The following is a 20,396-nucleotide window of genomic DNA, read 5'->3' as shown; positions in this document are numbered from 1 at the left end:
CGCGGCGTGCCATGCGCGGTTGCGTGCGATGAGCGAGCCGCGCCAATCGACGCGTCGCTTTACGGCATTGCTTATCAGTGGCGCGCTCACCAGCAAGCTGCTTGGCTTTGGCCGCGAGATCGTCATGGCGCATGTGCTTGGCGCCACACTGGTCGCGGATGGATTTCGCGGCGCGATCACGGCGGTCTTCCTGCCGATCGCATTCCTGCAGAACGAGACCGTGCCAGCGGTCATGATTCCGATGCATCGCGAAGCGCTGAAGGCCGACGATGCACCTCAGCGGCTGGGAACACTCGTCGTCGCGCTGACCGGCCTGGCGATGGTCCTGATGGTCGCCCTGCAGTTGCTCGGGAGTTTGGCGGTCCAGGCGCTGGTCGGCGGTTTCTCCGAAGAAGGTCGCAGTCTCACGCTGGATTTCATCCGGATCATGGCGCTGGGAATGCCCGCGTCGGTCATGGTCAATGTGCTGGCATCCGGCGAGATTGCGCTGGGGCGAACACGCCTGACCAATATGCGCGCCAGCATTCTGAATATCGCCGTGTTGATCGGCGTGGCGCTCATCGTCCTGACCCGCAATTATCATACGCTGGCGTGGTCGTTCTCGATTGCATTCAACGCACTCGCCGCGTGGGGCCTGATCACCATGTGGCGCGAAGGCGTGATCGGTTTCGGCGGACTGTCGTTGAAGGCGCTGCTGGCGACCAGCCGGGAATTCTTCATTCGGCTTCGTCCGCTGCTGGCGCTTCCGATTGCCGAACAGGCAAATATCTGGATCGAGCGTCTGTTGGCATCGCGCGTGGGAACCGGTGCCGTCGCTTCTCTCGACTATGCGCGAACGCTCACGGAAAGCGCGCTGCTGCTGATCAGCCAGCCGGTAGGCCTGGCCGTGTTGTCGAGCCATCCCCCGAAAGATATCGGTCCGCAGATTGAAGCCATTGCGCGGCCCATTCTTGCGCTCGCTGTTCCGGCGTCCGCTTTCCTCTTCATGTTTGCGCCCGACATTGTTCGTCTCGTCTTCTTTCGTGGCGCGTTCAATGAGCATGCGTTGCTTCTGACCAGTCAGGCATTGCAGGGCATTTCATGCGGACTGTGGGCCGCGACACTCGGTTGGATCCTGATCCGCATCCTGAACGGCGCGGGTCGGAACTTCGCGGCTGCCCTGATCATCGTCACTGCGTATTTAGGTAATATCGCGATTAACCTTGTGACGTCGTATCTGCCTCACGTCACGGATTCCGGGACGTTGCTGCTTGGACTGGGAGAAGCAGCCCGTGGTATCGTGCTGTTGGCAGGCGTGATGATGGTTTTGAAGTCGCGTCGGAAGCTTCTGTTCTGGCTGTTTCTTGCCAGTATGCCTGCGGCGCTGATGGTGTTTCTCAGTTGGCAAATTCACGAATTGCTCGCGGGAACATGGCAGCGCTTGCTGGTGGGAGGTGCCGCATGTCTCGTCTGTATCGCGGTATCGTTCGCAATGCTGCTTCCCGGCGTTTACGTGAAGGCGATTGCGCGTTTGCGAGGCCGGGTGTGATTTGAGTTAGTCGTTTTTTATCGCGGGTGGTCAGGCTCCGACCGAGGAATTTTGGATGAAGCATGTTTTATCCCAGGCCGCGCGGAGAATGGCCGGATCCAATGCCTTGGTTCGTCCGATCAGTATGCTCGCCGATGCATTTCTGAGCGGGCGCGGTTGTCTGATGACCTTTCATCGTGGTGCGCCGGCCGAGCTATGGGAGAGGTTGCCAAACCGCGACTTCTACCTCGACACGAATTTTCTCGATCAGTTCTTGTCCTATCTTGCCCAGCACGGGTGGGACGTTGTCACGATCGAGGAAGCCGTTCGACGATCGCGTGATGCGACCAACCAGAGGCGGTTCGTCAATTTTTCCATCGATGATTGCTATCGCGACACGTTCGAAGACGTGGTTCCGTTGTTCCGGCGTCACAATGTGCCGCTCACATTGTTCGTGACCACGGGCATTCCCGACGGCACGCTGCCACTTTGGGCCGCCGGTCTCGAGGACACGCTTCTCAACAATGATCGCGTGGCGGTGGAGGACGGCCACATCGACGTGCCGGACTTTCCGGCCAAGCAGGCAGCCTTCTACCGGATTGCCGAGAGTTGGGACGGCCATCAGGCGGCGCAGCGCTATGCAACGTTCTGCGATCTCAATGGCATCGATATCGACGCGATGCACTGGAAGCACGCGATCACCTGGGAGATGCTCGAGGAATTGCGAGACGATCCCCTGGTCGAGATTGGCGGTCATACGGTGACGCATGCGCGGATTTCATCGCTGGGCGCCGATGGCGCCTTGGGTGAGTTGAAGGGATGTCGCGATCGGCTCATTGAACGACTGGGAACCCCCACGCGCCATTTTGCATTCCCGTATGGCCGTTCGGGCGATTGCGGATCACGCGACTTCGCCATCGCGCGCGATGCCGGCTATGCGAGTGCTGCGACCACGCGCAAGGGCCTCGTCCTGCAGGGGCAGGATCCCTATGAACTGCCCCGTTGCACCATCAACGGATCCGATAGAAGTGTTGCCACGATGGAACTTCATCTGTCCGGTCTCACCGGCCTCGCTGCACGGATGATGGGCCGTGTCTAGCGCTCGCCCGCTCAAGATCCTGTCGATCGCACATCCCGCCGTCAGCCGCGATGCAGGGCGCTTGCGCTATTATCCGCTCGCGGGGCGCGCCGATGTCACGGTCGATCTCGTCGTCCCCGCCCTATGGTATCAGTTTGGGCGGACGATCGTGGCGGATCCCTCCGATGATCCTGGAATGACTGTGCATGTGATGCCGATCCGCTTGCCGCGTGCAGGACCGATGAGCTGGTATCTGCATTTCTATCCAGGCCTGCGCCGGCTCATTCGCGACATCGATCCGGACGTGGTTCATCTCTGGGAAGAACCCTGGAGCGTGGTGGCTCTACAGGCGCGTTTCCTGAAGGGACGGGCTGCCATGGTGATGGAGGTCGATCAGAACATTCTCAAGCGGCTTCCTCCGCCCTTCGAGTTTATCCGCGAGCAGGTGCTTGCGCATACGGATCATGTTCTCTCGCGGAGTCCCGACGCGACGGATGTCGTGCGTGCACGCGGCTATAGCGGCCCGGTATCGTCAATCGGCTATGGCGTGGATCTTTCAACCTTCAATCCAGACGTCACACCGCTATTGCCGCCGCCCATGCGCCCGGAGTTCCGCATTGGATATGTCGGTCGACTCGTCGTCGAAAAGGGGCTCGACGATGCCTTGGACGCGATGGCGCGAACAAAAATCCCGGTGAGTCTGGCCTTGATGGGAGAGGGGCCTCACGAAGAGCGGCTGCGCCAGCACGTGGCGGAGCTCGGCTTGGGCGCGCGGGTCAGCTTCCAGGGATGGGGCAAGCCGGCGGATGTTGCATCTTTCCTCAGGAGTCTCGATGCGCTCGTTCTGCTGACGCGAACCACCAAATCCGTGCGCGAGCAGTTCGGCCGGGTCATCACGGAAGCGCAGGCTTGCGGCGTGCCTGTGATTGGCTCGCAAGGCGGTGCGATTCCAGACGTTGTCGGTGATGGCGGCTGGATCGTTCCCGAGAGCGATCCAGCTGCTTTGGCGCAGCTTCTGGACGAGATCGCGACCGATCCGAATGCGCTTCATGCGCGCGGTCGTGCGGCGCAAGAGAATGTCATGCGCCGCTTCACCTATGAGGCCGTTGCAAATGACCTCGTTGCAGCCTGTCATGCCGCTGCGAGGCGAAGACGGGCGGCGATGTAAGCCAGGATCGGCTTACGCGATCATTGGCACCGGCATGGAGGAAGGGACGCGCTTCGATGCCTGAACCTGTTCAAGCAGCTCGATGTAGCGTGATCCCACATAGTCCCAACCATAGTTCAAAGCAGTGGCATGCGCGCCGGCACTCAGTTCGGTCAGTGCCTCGTGATCGGAGATGACGGCGGAAATCTTCGCTGCAATGTCGTCAGGATGCATTTTGATCTGGTATCCGTTCACGCCGTCGATCAAATAGTCCTCGATGCCGCCGACCGGTGTCGCGAAGACGGGCGTTGAACACGCCATGGCTTCCATGCAGACCAGCGAAAAGGTCTCATAGGCGGTCGGCAGCACGAATGCATCGGCGGCCGCGTAGAGCGCGGGCATATCGGTGCGCGATCCCGCGAATACCAATCGATCGGCAGCCACGGTTGCAAGCTTGCGATAGGGTGCAGGATTATCGGAGCCGACCACCAGCATCCAGACGTCCGGGCCGAGGCGCTCCAGAGCGCCGATGGCGTGCGCCAGCCCCTTGCGGCGGAACTCGTGGCCAGCGAAGAGCAGCAGTTTGGCATCAAGCGGGATGCCGAACTCGCGGCGGATGGCGATGCCTGCAGCAGTGTCGCGATGGAAGCGGTTGAGGTCGATGCCGTTCGGGATCACGCGAATGCGCGATGCCGGAACCTTGTAAATATCCTGCAATTCGGTGGCAACGCGCGGCGACACAGCGACATACATCCGATATCGCAACCCACCGATCATCCAGCGATCACGCAAACTCACCCACAGATGCATAGGATTGAGCATCCATTTCCAATCGCCCGAAAGCCGCTTCTCGGCGAGGCTCTGTGCATTGACCGCGTGCACGACGAGAACGTCGCCGCTCAGGCTGTCGCCGTGGCTGATGACGACGGCTTCGGGATGGTGCCGGGCTGCGCGCGTCGCAAGCATCGTGAAGATCGGTACGACAAAGAGGCGACCGAGATAGCGCAACAGGCCGCGCGTCTTGACGCGCGATAACCAGGCGCCCACGCGTTCGATATGCGTGCCTGACGTCGCGCGCTCGCCGACCACGCTTGCAACGACAGTGTTGGTGATCTTGGCGCGACTGAAAGCGCAAGCCAATTCACTGGCGACGCTTTCGACGCCGCCGACTGAACTCAATTCCTGAACGATCTGCACGATCTCGATGGGCATGGTTCGACTGCTGAAATGAGCTGGAATATGATCTGTCTGCGAAAGACGATCTCGATTGGCTCATTCCTCGCAGGCTTTTGCCTGCGACACAATGTCCATCACTGTCTTTTGTGCGGCGTCTCGGTGCCCGTTCGCGCACAGGCGCAGCGATCATTGGTCAGTTTGAGACTGTTGGAGAGCGGCGTGTTCCGAATTGATCGGTCCGTTGCCGAAACGGTATCGCGATCAAACAGGAAGCGCGTACCGTGTTGTCGCCTATACCGTTTCTTGTCGGATCGCCTTGGTCGTCTTCGACATCTGCAGCGCCTCGACGATGCCGAGCACTTGCTGACGGATATTGCTCACGGCGGTCACTTCCCAGAACGCGCCACGGGTCGCATGCCCGACGACATAAGCGCCCGGATGGGCGGAGCCATTGCAATCGAGAAGCCGACAGGAGTCATCGACATCCAGTCCGATGCCGCCATGTCCTCGGCGGGCAAATCCGGTGTCGAGCATCGCGGCCACAAGTGGATTGCCGATGCGGTCGTAGCGTTCCTCGGGGCCGGTGCAGTTCAGGATCCAGTTCGGAGCCAAGGTCGTGATTGCCCCGCCGCGTTTGCGGATCGTGACATCATAGCCTGCTGGTGTTGCAATCGCGCTCAGCAGGCGTCCAGCGACTACATCGAGGCGTTGCTCGCGCCGGAGCTGATCGAGATGTTGCGCAACATCAGGCGCAAGGCGATGCCGGTGCACCAGCCAGATCGAACGCAGATGCCGCGAGAATCTCAGGCGTTCGGCTGGCGATGCATCGGCCCATAGACCGGCGATCTGCAGCCGAAACGTGTCGATCGAGGTCTGCCAGGATATGCCGGCGGCCAGTTTGCGACGGGTGTCTTTTAGCAATGCTGCGAAGATCCCGCGGGTCGTGAGCTCAGGCCAGGTCTCCAGTGGATCGGGATCAGTTTCCGCGGGCGCATCGACAAGCGGAAGCAGCCCGCGCCGTGATATCATCGTGATCGGCTGGCGGAGGCCACGGCGCATCAAGTCGATCACGACATCGACAGCCGTCGCGCCGGTGCCGATGACCAGAACGCGATCGTCGATGCCGATGTCATCCAGGGCACGAGCCACCCAGACATTCGTGATCGAACGGTGGGATGGCTGGACATTGGGGAAAGGCGAGGGCGGAGGATTGCCGAGGCAGAGGAAGACGAGATCTGCAGTGATGCGATCGCCGGATTGCGTGCTTAGAGTGTAACCGCTGCCCTGTTGCTCGATCTGCGTGATCGTGTCCGCGACGGTCGTCACGACGCCTGCGTCGGCAACCTCGGACAGATGGGCGGAGATGTAGTCGCCGTATCGCCAACGGGGACGAAGGACTGTGAATAGTCCGTCCAATCTGTGCCCGTCGTCTCGCTCAGCCAGTCCTGAAAGCCTTCGCTATCGTCCGCGCCGAGGCCGCCCATCTTGTAAGCGGGGACATTGATCCGATGCCATTCAGCGGTCGCCGAATAAGCGAGCCCGCGACCGAATGCGCCGTCACGATCGAACAGCGTGATCGATTCAAATGCGGTGGATTTTGCAAGTACAATCGCGGCAAGGGATCCAGCGACGCCGCCGCCGATGATGGCGACGCGCCGGTGCTTGGTATTGGATGATGTCATCAGGACTTGCGCGATAGAAACCGAGGTCGATGCTAGAAAAATCCGCCCAAGATATTGCATTGAGCAGTTGGATTATTCCACGGCGACGATCTTCGGCGCAAGTGCTGGTGATAAGCGGCAACACAACCGTTCCGAGCGAGGAATTCTATATCAATGGAGCGATTGCTCGGCCGCGCGAAGCAAATCGATGGGGCTCCAGGGTTTGGCCATGAAGAGCGTTCCATCCGGCAATCGTCGCACGCGCGGTGCTCCTGATGTGACGACGACGTGCATGTTCGGGTAGCGCTGCTTCGCGAGGTAAGCGAGTTCGATGCCGTCCATCATCCCGGCAAGTTCCACATCCGTGACAACCATCGAGACACTATCGCCGGATTCTTCGAGAACCAGCACGGCAGCTTCTGCGCTCTCGCATTCGATGACGTTCATCTCGCTTTCTTCCAGCAAGACGCTGACGAGTGTGCGCTGGGACTCGTCGTTTTCGACAACCAAGGCAGTTGAACGATATGCATATCCCATGGGGAACCTCCGTGTTCGTTGCAACACGAAAGCAATGCATCAGTTCATCGTGGGTTCATATAAAATCGGGTTCCCGTGGCTGCCAAATTTGCAGATCGGAAATGCGCCTGCGTGGATCGCGCGCGCCATTGCTCAACTGCCAGAGTGGTCAGCTGTGAATCTGCTGCATGCCCTGCGGGAGCAGATAGGGTGCGCCGTCCTCGGTCTTGGCGACGGCAACCTCGATGTCGAACACACGCCGAATGATGTCCGGCGTGATCGTCTCGACGGGCGTGCCATCGGCAATGACGGCGCCTTTGCGCATGACGACAATACGATCGGCAAACCGAACGGCGAGATTGAGGTCATGCAGCACGGCGATGACGGCTGTTCCCTGGCGTGCACGCCGGCGCGAGATCTCCACCAGTGCGATCTGGTGACGAAGATCGAGGCTTGATGTCGGCTCGTCCAGCATCAACAGACCCGGTCCATGGGCGGCCTCGCCGCAGGCGAGTTGCACGAGGATGCGGGCAAAATGAGCGCGCTGCTGCTCGCCGCCGGACAGCGTCGGCAATTCGCGGTGCCTGAGGTCACGCAGGCCGACTTCGTCGATCGCGGATTCGACGATGGTTTGGACGGAGGCCAGTGCGGCCGAGCCGCGGCCCATGCAAACGACTTCCTCGACGGTGAAAGGAAAGCTGACAGTCACATGCTGCGACAGCATGGCTCGGCGCAAGGCGAGCTCGGCGGGAGACCAAGCATGAATGTCGCGCCCCATCAGCGCGACCGTGCCGCGCGATGCGCGCAGGTCGGAGGACAGCGTACGAAGCAGTGTCGATTTCCCCGCGCCATTGGGGCCGACGATCGCGACCATTTCGCCGCTCTTGAGCGTGAGGTCGATGTGATCGAGCAGCGTCGTCTTTCCGATCGATAGCCCGATGCCGGTGGCCGTGAGAACCGCGGTCATAGGCCCACCAATCCGCGTTGACGCAGCAGGATGAGCAGGAAAACGGGAGCGCCAACCGCAGCCGTGAGGATGCCGATCGGCATCTCGGCGGGCGCGACGATCGTGCGTGCAAGCGTGTCGGCGCCGACCAGGAGGCTCGCACCAAGGCCGACGGAGGCCGGCAGCAGCAATCGATGGCCCGGCCCGATGATCAACCGCAGCAGATGCGGGACCACAATGCCGACAAAGCCGATGACACCGCAGATGGACACGGCAGCACCGGTCATCGCCGCGACCAGTACGATGCAGATCCGCTTCAGACGTTCGACGTCGATACCCGAATGAAAGGCTTCTGATTCGCCGAGGATGAGCACGTCGAGGCCGCGGCTCGTGAAGATCATCCCGATCAGGCCGAGGGCCAGAACCGGGAGAAGGGTCATCGCCTTGCTCCAGGTGGCCCCGCTGAGCGAGCCAAGCAGCCAGAACGTGATGTCGCGCAACTGCCGGTCGTCGGCGATGAAGACGAGCAGGCCGATGCCGGCATTGGCGATCGCGGCGATGGCGATACCCGCCAGCAGAAACAGCGCGATCGATGTGCGGCCGCTGCGCGTCGATATTCGGTAGAGCACGATGGTGGTGAGCAATGAACCGACGAATGCTGCGAGCGGCAACAGGAAGGGTTGCAGAAACGAGACGTAATGCGCAAATCGGCTATCGGCGATGATGATGGCGCCGGCTGCAGCAAATGCGCCGCCGCTGGAGACGCCGACCAGCGCCGGATCGGCCAGTGGATTGCGAAACAGGCCCTGCATGATGGCGCCCGCCGCGCCCAGCATGCCGCCGATCATGGCGGCGATCGCAATACGCGGGATACGGATCGACCACAGGATCAACTGATCGCGCGCAACGAACGCGTTGGCTGGATCGACTGCCGTGAGGCCGAGTGCTGTGGGCAGGCGCGAGATCGGAATGCCGGCCGCGCCGACCGTCGCTGCGAGCAGGACGACGATAAGCAGTGCAAGCAGCAGTCCGCATGACACGAGGAGAGTGCGCGGACGCCGCACATGGCTCGTCGTTCTCACAAATGCCTGCGGCTTGACGTCGGCAGTGCTCATTTTTACTGGCGGCAGTTGACGGCGAGCGATGCGGGCTTGAAGGAAGCTGCTTCGGACGACAGGGCGGGGTCGAGCTTGACGGCGAGGTCGCGCGCGGCGGCTGCCGTGCGTGGGCCGAAGCCCAGCAGATAGAGGCCGTCCATGGCCACCAGGCGCTTGGTCTTGGCAGCCGGTGTCAAAGCGAATGATGGGCTCGCAAAGATCTGCTCGGACTGCAGCGTCTCCTTGCCGCGCTCCATCGAGAGGATGAGATCTGGCTTCGCCGCTGCGATCGCCTCGTCATTCATGATCTTGTAGCCATCGAAGTTGTCGACCACGTTGACGCCGCCGGCCAGCTTGATGATCTCGTCCGCCGCCGTCTTCTTGCCGGCGACCATGACGCGGCCATCAAGAAACGACAGGACGAACATGACGCGCTGCGGCGATGTCATTTTGGCGCGCAGCTCCCGAAGCGCTGCAAGATCGCTGGAAACTGCGTCAGCCAGGCATTTGCCGCGCGCGTCCAGCCCGGCCACCTTGGCGACCAGCCGGATCTTGTCCAGCATGCCGGCTTCGCTGAAAGTCTCGGGCACGAGGATCAGTGGAATTTTCGCGGCGTCGATCACGTCGATCGTTTCCTTGGGGCCGGAGCCTGCGATCGCCAGAACCAGCTGCGGGTTCAAGCCGAGCACGCCTTCCGCGGAGAGCTGACGCATATAGCCGACATTGGGCTTTTCGGCCGTCGCCTTCGGTGGATAGAGGCTGGTGGTGTCGATCGCGACGATGCGATCCTCGGCGCCGAGCGCGTACAGGATTTCAGTGACCGCACCGCCGATGGAGACGATCCTGGTCGGATGGCCGATCGTGACATCACGACCGCGGGCATCTCGAATGACAACGTCCTCGGCGGCGGCTGCGACGGAGAGGACGAGGCCGCTGGCCAAAGCCGCGCATTGCAGTGCACGCGTGATGCCGCGGCGGGTCATGAACGGGGTCATTTGGTCAGGATCAGCTTGTTCTGAAAGGTCAGGCGCAGACGATAGGTGTCGTCGCCATGGGTGATCAGAAGTTCGCGCTGGTCGGCGAACAGCTCCTTGCTGTCCATCCTGTCGCCATTGACGGCGACATTTCGACCGGCCGAAGGCTTGTCTTCAGAGAAAGGCTTGGGGTGAGAGGCAGCGCTGCCGTTGTGCGAACCTGTATCCATAGCGCCGACCTGTCCCAATCCGTGAAAGTACATGATCGTTATAGGTTTTGTCGCACCTCGCCGCCAAGCGCTGCAGTCTATAATCAATATAAACAGGGGCTGGCTTGCTTGACCCCTCTGTTAATGAACCGTAATCGAAAATGGCAACTTGGTGGCGGGGGTCACCGAGTCTCGCTCCGCAGCCAGCAAGCCCTGCATCCCGCAGCGCCAGCCAGCCACGATCATCGTAAAATTTGCTTGGGGAATTGGTGTCATGGCTCTCGGGGGCAAGACTACGCGCGCTCTGTTGTTGGGCGCGTCGCTCGGATCGTTGGCGGCTTTTAGCGCGGATGTCGCGATGGCGCAGGCGGTCGATGCCGTGCAGTCACAGAAGCCGAAGGCGGCCAAGAAGAAGCGGGCTGCAGCTCAGCCGACATCTGTGTTTCCGGAGCCGGTGCGTAATGCTAACGCACAGATAGGCCGCCAGACGACCCAGTCACTCGACGAAATCACCGTGACGGCTTCAAAGACGGAAGAGCGTGCGATCGATGCGCTGGCGCCGGTGAGTGTTGTGTCGCTGGACCAGATTCAAGGACTTCAAGCTACCCGCGTTGCTGATCTGATCTACAGGATGCCCGGCGTTTGGATGCAGGATCGTGGAGATGATCCATCGACGTCCATCAACATTCGCGGTTTGCAGGATTTTGGCCGTGTTGCTGTCGTTGTCGACGGCGCGCGTCAGAATTATCAGCGCACCGGGCATAATGCGAATGGGTCGTTCTTCCTCAATCCGGAGCTGATCGGAGGAATCGATATTACCCGCGGTCCGACGGCGAACATCTACGGTTCAGGTGCTATTGGTGGCGTGGCCTCGTTTCGCACCAAGGATATTCAGGACGTCTTGCGTCCGGGAGAAACCTGGGGCGTCGATGTTAACAGTGTGATCGGTAGCAATAGCGGTCGTGCTCTAGGCTCTGCTTTTGGCGGTGTTCGTATCAATCCGAATGTAGATTTTTTTGCGGGTGGGACCTATAGCACGCAAGATAACTATAGGAACGGTGATGGCACCGAAGTCGGAAATACTGCAAATCGTCTCAGTGCGGGTATCGCAAAGCTGACTATTCGCCCGGCTGATGGTCACGAGGTTAAGCTCGGATCAGTTTTCCAAGAGAGTTTGTACACCAACGGGCAGCCGAATAACGGCCCAACAACCACCACAAGTGCGCCCGCGGCAATTCGGGGAACGTCGGTTTACGATACCCAGGTTCAAAGCTATACCAACACGCTGAACTGGAAGTATTCAAAGCCCGAAGACAAGATACTCGACTTCGATGTGAATCTGTATTGGAATCGGACTGACCAGAGCCAAACCAAGACCTACGCAAATCGAATCCATACCGGTGCCAATCCACCGTTCACGGTTACTCCAGTTTGTACGCTAGCAAATCCTGGTGATGCAATTACCGGATGTGTGGGCGATACTCGTGGCTACCTGCTCGATACTTATGGCATCGATATTCATAACACGTCGCGTTTCGAGACTGGTGCTTGGAACCATGCCATCACTTATGGCGGCGACATTTTTAAGGATGACGTGAGCCTAACGGATCCGCGTGGCAACTCTAACATTACCACGCCGCCCGGTACGCGGACCGTCTCAGGTGCGTTTGCGCAGTGGAAGGCGACCTATCCGTCTATCGTGGAACTAGTCGGAGCGCTGAGATACGACAATTATAATCTGCAGTCGGGCAGCAATTCATCCAATGGCGACCGCTTGTCTCCCAAGATTACAATAGGCCTTCTGCCGGGAACGGTTGTGACGCCTTATGTGAGTTATGCCGAGGGTTATCGCTCGCCCACGGTGACTGAAACATTGATTAGTGGCGCTCATGCATCCGCGGTAGGTGCGCCTCCATTTCTTTGCCCGGACGGTTCGCGCGGCATGTTCTGCTTCTTGCAGAACACAAGTTTGCGCCCGGAGGTCGGTAAGAATAAGGAAATCGGCTTCAACATCAAGAAGAACGATCTCTTCTCAGCGGGGGACAGCTTCCGTGGCAAGTTGAACTTCTTCCGCAATGATGTTGATAACTACATCCAGGCAGTAACATTTGAGGCTGGGCCTACGCAGACGTTCTTTGGGCAGTCGTTCCTCACGAGCTATTATCAGTATCAGAATCTCCCGCATGCCCGAATTCAAGGCTTCGAAGCCGAAACGATGTACGATGCCCAAAAGTGGTTCGTTGGGGTCTCCGTAACGTTGCAGGAAGGCAAGGAAACTGCCACGAATGTTGGTCTCTACAGCGTTCAGCCGCAGAAGATCACGACCACCGCCGGCCTTCGTTTCCTCGACAATACAATCACGACGTCGCTCCAGTGGACCTCGGTCAAGGCAAACACGGATCTTCCACTGACTTACTTGCCGGCGACGTCATACGACCTTCTCAATTTCTACGTATCGGCTCGCCCGACCAAGGATATGGTTGTGTCGTTCTCGGTTGAGAATTTGCTGAACCAATACTATCGCCCCTATGCAGTGCCGCGTAGCACTGCGACGGACATTCAGAATGATACGCTCTGGGCGAGTGCTGGCGCTGGCGTCGTCTTTAAAGGCGGTCTGAAATATCACTTCGGCGGGTAGGCCGTTGACAAGCTAAGACTGCTATTTTGACAAACCTCAGAAGCCGCGTCGATGTCCCGACGCGGCTTCTTTCGTGCTTGATGTGCTTGCAAAAAGGACTACTAGTTTGCTGCAATAGCAGTCACAAGGAGACTTCCATGTTCATCGCCATGAACCGCTTTCAGGTCAAAACCGGATCCGAAGCCGCATTTGAAAACATCTGGGCCAGCCGCGAGTCTTATCTGAGCGAGCTCCCGGGCTTCATCGAATTCCATCTGCTGAAGGGCCCGGTGGCAGAGGATCACACGCTGTATTCCTCGCACACGGTTTGGGCCAGCAAGGCCAATTTCGAGAACTGGACCAAGTCCGATCAATTCCGCAAGGCGCATGCCCGTGCCGACAACAAGTCGGAAGGTGCCAGCCTCTATCTTGGCCACCCGAAGTTTGAAGGATTCGAGGTGATCCAGACCGAGAAGAACAGCAAAGCGGCCTGATCGCGCTGCGCATCACGATCGATCACGGAGCATTCCATGCCGAATACTGACCTCGCCGCACTCAAAGCCCACATGGCGGAGAATCCCGGCGCCGTGATCGAGACGGTTGCACGCGAGCGTGGCGTGACGCCGCGTGTGGTGATCGAAGCGCTGCCGCCGGAGATGGTCAAGATCGGCGGCGGCGCCGACGCTTTTGTCTCCGCGATGACCGATATCGCGGAGTGGGGTGAAGTGACGCTGATCGTCCATACCGACGACGGCATCTTTGAAACCACGGCCCCATTGTCGCCGGGCTCTCTCGGGCACGGCTATTACAATCTGACCGAACCAAAGGGCCTGCACGGCCATCTGCGTCATGAACGCTGCGGCGGTGTCGCCTTTGTCGAACGGCCTTTCATGGGCAAGTCGTCAGCCTTTGTCGCATTCCTGAATGTGGATGGCGGCGTGATGTTCAAGGTGTTCGTCGGTCGCGACGAGACGCGTGCGTTGAAAGCAGACCAGCTTGCGCGGTTTCGTGCGCTTGCCGGAAAACTCGCGGCCTGATCGCCGCCATTACTCGTCCAGCTCTTTCATGCGGGCCATCAGCATCTCGGCGACAAGCCTTGTCGATGGTGATGCCATGCGTGCGGCGAGCTGAACAAGCGTGACTTGCGTCGCCTCCAGCCGTTTGTCGTGCAACGGGACGGCTACAAGAGCGCCGGCATTGATCGGGGCCATGGCCGAAACCATGGGCATGAATGTCGCCAGATCGGTGCGCGCGGTGATCGTTTGCGCAAATGCGAGCGAGTTCGCCTCGCTGCATATGTCCAGCTGAATGCCGGCCTGAGCGCAGGATTTGTCCAGTTCCTGCCGAATGCCGAACGACGTGTCCGGCAGGATCACCCGCAAGCCTGCCAGATCTTTCATCCGCAACGAGGCTTGCCTGGCGAGCGGATGCCGGGGCGAAACGATCAGGCAGACCGGCTGCCGCATGCGACCGAGCTCGTTGAGGTCGCGCCGGTTGGCGCGGCCGAAGATGAGGCCGAGATCGACGTCGTTCTGCCCGACCAGATCCACCACGTCACGGGAGCCCACGGCCGTCACAGACAGCGTGATGCCGGGATAGCGTTGCGACAGATCGGCGAAAATGCCCGGCAGGAAGTCCGACAGCATGCCTTCGACGGTCGCGATCTTCACCTGACCGCGCCGGAGTGCTGCAAATTCCTCGACCTGGCTACGCAGGCCGTCGAGCTGGCTGCGATTGTCGATTGCATAGCGATAGAGCACATGGCCGGCATCGGTCAGGTTCATGCCGCGCGCACCGCGCTCGAACAGTTTGACGGCCAGTTCTTCCTCCAGCCCCTGCACCTGCCGGCTGATTGCAGAGGGAGCAATACGCAGCGCCGCTGCGGCCTGCTTGATCGATCCGCATTCGGTGACGACGCGAAAATAGCGAATGGCGGTGGATTCGATCATCGGCCCGTCTTTCAGATGCCGTGCCTGCCACGAGGGCAGCGGCTGGCTAGCGTTCTGATTTTCAGATCGGCTGCGTCGAAATTCAATGCTTTTATTCGATATCTAAATTTGTCAGACTTTTTGCCGGGTCAAAGTCACCGTCCCTGATGGAGAACTTGGATGTTTCGCCTCCGGTCTGCCTTCCCGACACGCATTTCCGCCTCTCTCGCGCTGGCGGTGGCCGGCTTCGCCGCGGCGACGACAGTCGCCTCGGCTCAGGATGTCATCCGCTTCGGCGCACCGCTGCCGATCACCGGCCCGCTGGCCCCGGAAGCGGTGAAGCAGCAGCAGGGCTACGATCTCTGGGCCGAGCAGGCCAACAAGGCCGGCGGCATCAATGTCGGCGGCAAGAAATACAAGGTCGAGATCGTCTATTCCGACTACCAGTCGAACACGCCGCGCTCGGTGCAGACCACCGAACAGATGATCACCCAGGAGAAGGTGAACTTCATGTTCGGCCCGTTCGGTTCGGGCGCCGCCAAGGCCGCGAGCACGATCGCCGAGAAATACAAGATGCCGATGCTGGCCGCGACGGCGTCGTCGGTGCAGGTTTATGACCAGAACTACAAATATCTGTTCGGCACCTTCACGCCGAACGATACGCTGACCACGCCGCTGACCAAGCTCGTCAAGGCGAAGGCGACCGACGTGAAGAAGGTTGCAATCCTCGCCCGCAACGATCTGTTCCCGCTCGCCATCGCGCAAGAGATGGAGAAGTCGGCCAAGGAGAACGGGCTCGAAGTCGTCTATTTCGAGAAATATGCGATCAATACGCTCGATCATTCGGCGACCCTGTCGCAGATCAAGTCGCTGGCGCCACAGTGGATCTTCGTCACCGGTTATACCAACGACCTGCTGCTGGTGCGCAAGCAGATGGCCGACCAGCAGATTAAGGCGGGCGTCGTTACCATGATCGCCGGCCCGGCCTATCAGGAGTTCATCGATTCTGCCGGTCCGAATGCCGAGAACATCTCCAGCGCCTCCTGGTGGCATCCGGCCGAAAAATATGACGGCAAGGATATCTTCGGTTCGACCGCGAATTTCGTGAAGCTGTTCAGGGACAAGTACAAGGCCGAACCGGATTATGCGCATGCCTCGGCTGCCGTTTGCGGCGCGCTGTTCCAGATGGCCATCGAGAAAGCCGGTTCGCTGGACCGCGACAAGGTGCGTGACGAGCTTGCGAAGATGGATGTCGTGACCTTCTGGGGCCCGGTGAAGTTCGGCGCGAACGGCCAGATCAACTCGCTCGAGCCGCCGGTTTTCCAGATCCAGGGCGGCAAGCCGATCGTGCTGTTCCCTGATGCGATCAAGCAGGGCGATTTCAAGCTCGGCGTGAACTGAGCAACGGCCGCGACCGGCGAGGGGACGATATGCTGGCAATCCAGGTTCTCATCAATGCACTCGTACTCGGGTGTCTCTATGCCTGTATTGCCATCGGCTTCTCGCTGGTCTGGGGCGTTCTCAATGTCATCAATCTGATCCACGGCTCATTCATCGTGCTCGGCGCCTATCTGGCGTGGGGCGCCTACAATTCGCTGGGGCTGTCGCCCTGGTATTCACTGCTGATCGCGGCGCCGGCCTTCTTCGTGTTCGGCTATGTGCTGCAGCGGATCTTGCTCAATCGCGTCATCACCGCGCCGGTGCTGGTGACGCTGACGCTGACCTTCGGGCTCGATCTGATCCTGAACAATGCGATGATCTATTACTTCAAGGCGGACTACCGGAAGCTCATCCTCAATCCGCCGACGGGCTCGATCTCGATCTTCGATGTCGTCGTTCCCATCGATCGCCTGATCGCCACCGGTGCGGCGCTGTTCCTCACCTTCCTGCTGTATCTGCTGCTGCGGCGCTCGAAGGTCGGCCGCGCCATCGTGGCGGTGCGTCTCGATCGCGATGCGGCCGTGCTGATGGGCGTCGATGTGAAATCGATCTATGCCGTCGCCTTCGGGCTCGGTGCGGCGCTGGCAGGCTGCGCCGGCGTGCTGATGGCGCTGATCTTCCCGATCTCGCCGCTGACCTCGTCGGCCTATCTCGGCAAGGCCTTCGTGGTCTGCGTGCTTGGTGGCCTCGGCAGCGTGTCCGGCGCGCTGGCCGGTGGCCTGCTGCTGGCCTTGGTGGAGGGCATCGGCTCGGTCTATCTCGGCCCCGCCCATGCGGTGACGCTGTCCTTCGTTCTGCTGATCGTGTTTCTCATCGTCAGGCCGCAGGGCCTGCTTGGCCGGAAGGGCTTTGAATGACCCGGTCTCACTACATTCTGTTCGCCTTCCTTGCCTGCGTCGCGGCGCTGCCGCTATTCGGTGAAGCCTATGCGCTCAGGCTCGGCACCATGGCCTGCATGTATGCCGTCTTCGCGTTGTCGTGGAATATCGTGGGCGGCTTCGCCGGCTATCCGTCCTTCTCGACCGCCGCTTTCTTCGGTCTTGGCGCTTATTCGACCGGGATCCTGATGAACAAGGGCGTACCGTTGCTGGTGTCGGTCGGCGTATCGCTGGTGTTCTGCCTGCTGCTGGCAGCCGCATTCGGTGCCGTACTGCTGCGCCTGCGCGGGCACTATTTCGCCATCGCATCGTTGTCGCTGGTCGAGGTGTTCCGCGAGCTCGTCAACAATGCGACGGATCTTACCGGCGGCGGCATGGGGCTCAATATCCCCCTGGTGTCGGGATCGAGCGTGATGTCAGATGCGACCTTCTTCTTCTACGCGATGTGGGGCCTGCTGCTGATCACGGCGATTACCGTGACGATCGTGGCGACATCGAAGCTCGGCTTCGGGCTCAACTGCATCCGCCAGAACGAGACTGCGGCGAGCATGGTCGGCCTCAATGCGACGCTCTACAAGGCGATCGCCTTTGGTCTCTCGGCCTGTTTCGTCGGCGCGGCCGGTGGCCTCTATGCTGCCTGGGTGCATTACATCGACCCATCCGACGTGTTCGATATCCTCTATTCGGTGAAGCCCATCGTGATGGCGCTGATGGGTGGCCTCGGTTCGCCGCTTGGCGTGGTATTCGGCGCCTTCCTCTATCTCGGTCTCGAAGAGGTGGTCTGGCGCAACTACATCCAGATCCATTCCGGCGTGCTCGGCGTGCTGATCATCCTGCTGCTGCTGTTCCTGCCGCATGGCCTGGTGTCGCTGCGGATCGAGAAAATCCGGCAGGCACTGTTCGGACGAAAGGCCAGCCATGTCTGAGCCCGCGCACGAAATCCTGCATCTCAGCAATGTCTCGCGCCACTTCAGCGGCCTCAAGGCGCTCAGTGACGTCTCGCTGTCCGTGAACAAAGGCGAGGTGGTCGGCCTGATCGGCCCCAATGGCGCCGGCAAGACCACGCTGGTCAACACCATCTGCGGCGTGACGCCGGCGTCGTCGGGCGTCGTCACCTTCAATGGCCAGGACATCACGCGCATCAAGACCTATCAGTCGGCACGCATGGGCCTGTCGCGTACCTTCCAGATCGTGCAGCCTTTCGCCGAATATTCGGCGCGCGACAATGTTGCGGCCGCCGCCTTGTTCTCGCAGCCTGGCGAAAGCCTGAAATCGGCGCGTGAAGCGGCGCGGGCGCATCTGTCGTTCGTCGGCCTCGATGCGCAGGTCGATCAGCCGGCCGCGACGCTGACGCTCGCCATGCGCAAACGCCTCGAACTTGCCAAGGCGCTGGCGATGAAGCCGAAGCTGCTGTTTCTCGACGAAGTGAATGCCGGCCTGAATAGCGCCGAGGTCGAGCGTGCCACGAAACTTATCCATCAGCTCGCGGCGGATGGCATCACCATCGTGATGATCGAGCATCTGATGAAAGTGGTGCTGAATGTCTGCACGCGGATCGCGGTGCTGCATAACGGCCGCCTGATCGCCGATGGCGCGCCGCGCGACATCATCAAGGATCCCGCTGTCGTCGATGCCTATCTCGGCCAGCAATATGCACAACGGAATGCTGCCCGTGGCTGATCATCAGATGCTCGAACTCAAGGACGTCTGCGCCGGCTATGGCGAGATCCAGGTGCTGTGGGGCATCGACATGGTGGTGCGCTCCGGCGAGATCACCGCGCTGATCGGCTCCAATGGCGCCGGCAAGACGACGCTGATGCGCGCGCTCTCCGGCCTGATCCCGCGACAGTCGGGCAGCTATGTCTCCGAAGGCGTCGACCTGTCGAAGGCGTCGGCGGCCGCGATCCTCGCCCATGGCATCGTCCATGTGCCCGAAGGCCGCCGCCTGTTCGGCGCCATGAGCATCGAGGACAATCTCCTGATGGGCGCCTATTCGCGCAAGGCGAGCAGCGCCGAACTGAAGCGGGATATCGATCGCGTTTATACGACGTTCCCCAAGCTGCGCGAGCGCCGGAACCAGGCTGCCGCCACGCTGTCGGGTGGAGAGCAGCAGATGTGTGCCATCGGCCGCGGGCTGATGAGCGCGCCGCGTTTGCTGATGATCGATGAATTGTCGCTTGGCCTGTCGCCGCTGCTTGTCGAGCAACTCGTGGCGGCGCTGCGCCAGTTGAATTCCGAAGGCATGTCGATCCTGCTGGTCGAGCAGGACGTCACCACGGCGCTCGATCTCTGCCACCACGCCTACATCATGGATATGGGCCGCATCGTGCGGGCCGGGCAGGGCGCCGAACTCCTTGCCGATCCCATCATCCGCGACGCCTATCTTGGCGTCCTCGAAGACTGATCACTGTTTCATCCGAAAGAGGTCACCATGATCGCAACTGTCGAAGCTCCCAATAGCGGCTATCGCTACATGCCCGGCGTGTTCCAGTATTCCTGCGGCGTCGGCGCGCTGCCCGGCTTCACGCTGGAGCGCGTGCGTTTCTCCAAAGTCGTGCCGCTGAAGGAAGGCTTTGCGAAGATCGCCGAGATCATCAAGGCGGCCGGCCGGCCGCTGACATCCTTCGCTGCCTGCGAACTCCGCTCGCCCGCGCCTTTCACCGAACAGGGGTTTATCGATTTCAACGAGATCTACATCAAGACGCTCGAAGACTGGGGCATCATGAAGGATCGCGTGAATCCGATCGCGCGCAGCAATGTCTGTCCGAAGATCGATCCGCCATCGGCGCCCGGTTTCCACGCGTTTGCCTTCACGACCGTTGCGCCCGATGCGCCGCCGTCTTTCGTCGTCGCCGGCAGTGGCGAGTCGCCCGAAGGCAAGGGTGACTACCGGGACAATGCGGTGCGGTTCGGCGACACCAGCCCGTCTGGCATGCTGGAGAAAGCGAAATTCGTGCTCGACGAGATGGAGCGCCGCATGAGCGCTTTTTCGGGTGACTGGAGCCAGACGACCGGGGCCCAGCTTTATACCGTTCACGATGTTTACCCGATCCTGGAAAGCGAGCTTGGCCGCCGCGGGGTGTTCCGCAATGGCCTGACCTGGCACTTCAACCGCCCGCCGATCGAAGGCCTCGAATATGAGATGGACTGCCGGCGGGTCCATCACGAGCGCGTGGTCGAGGTCTGATCCGGCTCCCTGTCGGTCGTCTTTCCGGATGACCT

21 protein-coding genes are annotated in these 20,396 nt (G+C 60.4%); 12 read left to right on the top strand and 9 right to left on the bottom strand.

The window, feature by feature from the left end:
* Nucleotides 1–28 precede the first annotated feature (28 nt).
* From RPMA_RS22990 to RPMA_RS22980, 3 genes are all read left to right on the top strand, one after another.
* On the top strand, nucleotides 29–1,528 hold the full coding sequence (locus RPMA_RS22990) for a lipid II flippase MurJ (RefSeq protein ID WP_211909983.1): 1,500 nt from the start codon (nucleotides 29–31) through the stop codon (nucleotides 1,526–1,528).
* Between the two features lie 163 nt (nucleotides 1,529–1,691).
* Nucleotides 1,692–2,606: a polysaccharide deacetylase family protein gene (locus RPMA_RS22985; RefSeq protein ID WP_249225357.1), complete on the top strand. Its 915-nt coding sequence runs from the start codon at nucleotides 1,692–1,694 to the stop codon at nucleotides 2,604–2,606.
* On the top strand, nucleotides 2,599–3,753 hold the full coding sequence (locus RPMA_RS22980) for a glycosyltransferase family 4 protein (protein ID WP_211909980.1): 1,155 nt from the start codon (nucleotides 2,599–2,601) through the stop codon (nucleotides 3,751–3,753). Before RPMA_RS22985 ends, RPMA_RS22980 begins: the two co-directional genes overlap by 8 nt.
* 12 nt (nucleotides 3,754–3,765) lie before the next feature.
* Here the strand turns inward: RPMA_RS22980 and RPMA_RS22975 are convergent, their stop codons facing one another.
* The 8 genes from RPMA_RS22975 to hemP form a co-directional block, all read right to left on the bottom strand.
* The gene (locus RPMA_RS22975) at nucleotides 3,766–4,944 is read right to left on the bottom strand and encodes a glycosyltransferase family 4 protein (protein WP_211909978.1); all 1,179 of its coding nucleotides are present in this window, start codon (nucleotides 4,942–4,944) and stop codon (nucleotides 3,766–3,768) included.
* 255 nt (nucleotides 4,945–5,199) lie between these two features.
* Nucleotides 5,200–6,324 carry an FAD/NAD(P)-binding protein gene (locus RPMA_RS22970; RefSeq protein WP_211909976.1) on the bottom strand — a complete coding sequence of 375 codons (1,125 nt, stop codon included), beginning with the start codon at nucleotides 6,322–6,324 and terminating at the stop codon, nucleotides 5,200–5,202.
* Nucleotides 6,231–6,590 (bottom strand): FAD-dependent oxidoreductase, encoded by a 360-nt coding sequence (locus RPMA_RS22965; RefSeq protein ID WP_211909974.1) that lies wholly within the window; start codon nucleotides 6,588–6,590, stop codon nucleotides 6,231–6,233. The genes RPMA_RS22970 and RPMA_RS22965 overlap by 94 nt, the downstream gene beginning before the upstream one ends.
* 150 nt (nucleotides 6,591–6,740) lie before the next feature.
* Complete coding sequence (locus tag RPMA_RS22960) at nucleotides 6,741–7,133, bottom strand: response regulator (protein WP_408056462.1); 393 nt, start codon at nucleotides 7,131–7,133, stop codon at nucleotides 6,741–6,743.
* A gap of 121 nt (nucleotides 7,134–7,254) precedes the next feature.
* Nucleotides 7,255–8,052, bottom strand: coding sequence for a heme ABC transporter ATP-binding protein (locus RPMA_RS22955; RefSeq protein ID WP_211909972.1), 798 nt, complete (start codon nucleotides 8,050–8,052; stop codon nucleotides 7,255–7,257).
* Entirely contained in the window at nucleotides 8,049–9,146 is a 1,098-nt protein-coding gene (locus tag RPMA_RS22950) for a FecCD family ABC transporter permease (RefSeq protein WP_211909965.1), read from the bottom strand. Before RPMA_RS22950 ends, RPMA_RS22955 begins: the two co-directional genes overlap by 4 nt.
* A gap of 2 nt (nucleotides 9,147–9,148) precedes the next feature.
* Complete coding sequence (locus tag RPMA_RS22945; protein WP_249225355.1) at nucleotides 9,149–10,123, bottom strand: heme/hemin ABC transporter substrate-binding protein; 975 nt, start codon at nucleotides 10,121–10,123, stop codon at nucleotides 9,149–9,151.
* On the bottom strand, nucleotides 10,120–10,332 hold the full coding sequence (hemP, locus tag RPMA_RS22940; RefSeq protein WP_211909963.1) for a hemin uptake protein HemP: 213 nt from the start codon (nucleotides 10,330–10,332) through the stop codon (nucleotides 10,120–10,122). Before hemP ends, RPMA_RS22945 begins: the two co-directional genes overlap by 4 nt.
* A 253-nt stretch (nucleotides 10,333–10,585) precedes the next feature.
* Here hemP and RPMA_RS22935 point away from each other — a divergent pair, with 253 nt between their 5' ends.
* The 3 genes from RPMA_RS22935 (at nucleotide 10,586) to hutX (ending at nucleotide 13,965) form a co-directional block, all read left to right on the top strand.
* Nucleotides 10,586–12,949 carry a TonB-dependent hemoglobin/transferrin/lactoferrin family receptor gene (locus RPMA_RS22935; RefSeq protein WP_211913785.1) on the top strand — a complete coding sequence of 788 codons (2,364 nt, stop codon included), beginning with the start codon at nucleotides 10,586–10,588 and terminating at the stop codon, nucleotides 12,947–12,949.
* A 137-nt stretch (nucleotides 12,950–13,086) separates the two neighbouring features.
* Nucleotides 13,087–13,422, top strand: a complete 336-nt coding sequence (locus RPMA_RS22930; protein ID WP_211909961.1) for an antibiotic biosynthesis monooxygenase family protein — start codon at nucleotides 13,087–13,089, stop codon at nucleotides 13,420–13,422.
* Between the two features lie 36 nt (nucleotides 13,423–13,458).
* Nucleotides 13,459–13,965 (top strand): heme utilization cystosolic carrier protein HutX, encoded by a 507-nt coding sequence (gene hutX / locus RPMA_RS22925; RefSeq protein ID WP_211909959.1) that lies wholly within the window; start codon nucleotides 13,459–13,461, stop codon nucleotides 13,963–13,965.
* Nucleotides 13,966–13,974: 9 nt separating this feature from the next.
* Here hutX and RPMA_RS22920 read toward each other — a convergent pair whose 3' ends face one another.
* Entirely contained in the window at nucleotides 13,975–14,877 is a 903-nt protein-coding gene (locus tag RPMA_RS22920) for a LysR family transcriptional regulator (protein WP_211909953.1), read from the bottom strand.
* A 159-nt stretch (nucleotides 14,878–15,036) separates the two neighbouring features.
* Here RPMA_RS22920 and RPMA_RS22915 point away from each other — a divergent pair, with 159 nt between their 5' ends.
* The 6 genes from RPMA_RS22915 to cnbZ are packed head-to-tail and all read left to right on the top strand — an operon-like array spanning nucleotide 15,037 to nucleotide 20,361.
* On the top strand, nucleotides 15,037–16,257 hold the full coding sequence (locus tag RPMA_RS22915; RefSeq protein WP_211909951.1) for an amino acid ABC transporter substrate-binding protein: 1,221 nt from the start codon (nucleotides 15,037–15,039) through the stop codon (nucleotides 16,255–16,257).
* A 29-nt stretch (nucleotides 16,258–16,286) separates the two neighbouring features.
* Nucleotides 16,287–17,153: a branched-chain amino acid ABC transporter permease gene (locus RPMA_RS22910; protein WP_211909950.1), complete on the top strand. Its 867-nt coding sequence runs from the start codon at nucleotides 16,287–16,289 to the stop codon at nucleotides 17,151–17,153.
* Nucleotides 17,150–18,100, top strand: a complete 951-nt coding sequence (locus tag RPMA_RS22905) for a branched-chain amino acid ABC transporter permease (RefSeq protein WP_211909948.1) — start codon at nucleotides 17,150–17,152, stop codon at nucleotides 18,098–18,100. Before RPMA_RS22910 ends, RPMA_RS22905 begins: the two co-directional genes overlap by 4 nt.
* Entirely contained in the window at nucleotides 18,093–18,854 is a 762-nt protein-coding gene (locus RPMA_RS22900; RefSeq protein WP_211909946.1) for an ABC transporter ATP-binding protein, read from the top strand. The genes RPMA_RS22905 and RPMA_RS22900 overlap by 8 nt, the downstream gene beginning before the upstream one ends.
* A 7-nt stretch (nucleotides 18,855–18,861) precedes the next feature.
* Complete coding sequence (locus tag RPMA_RS22895) at nucleotides 18,862–19,578, top strand: ABC transporter ATP-binding protein (protein WP_211913784.1); 717 nt, start codon at nucleotides 18,862–18,864, stop codon at nucleotides 19,576–19,578.
* A gap of 27 nt (nucleotides 19,579–19,605) precedes the next feature.
* Nucleotides 19,606–20,361 carry a 2-amino-5-chloromuconate deaminase CnbZ gene (gene cnbZ / locus RPMA_RS22890; RefSeq protein ID WP_211909944.1) on the top strand — a complete coding sequence of 252 codons (756 nt, stop codon included), beginning with the start codon at nucleotides 19,606–19,608 and terminating at the stop codon, nucleotides 20,359–20,361.
* Nucleotides 20,362–20,396 lie beyond the last annotated feature (35 nt).

This window comes from Tardiphaga alba, assembly GCF_018279705.1.
Taxonomy (GTDB): domain Bacteria; phylum Pseudomonadota; class Alphaproteobacteria; order Rhizobiales; family Xanthobacteraceae; genus Tardiphaga; species Tardiphaga alba.
The sequence above is the reverse complement of the archived record's forward strand: the minus strand, read 5'-3'. Positions and strand labels throughout refer to the sequence as shown.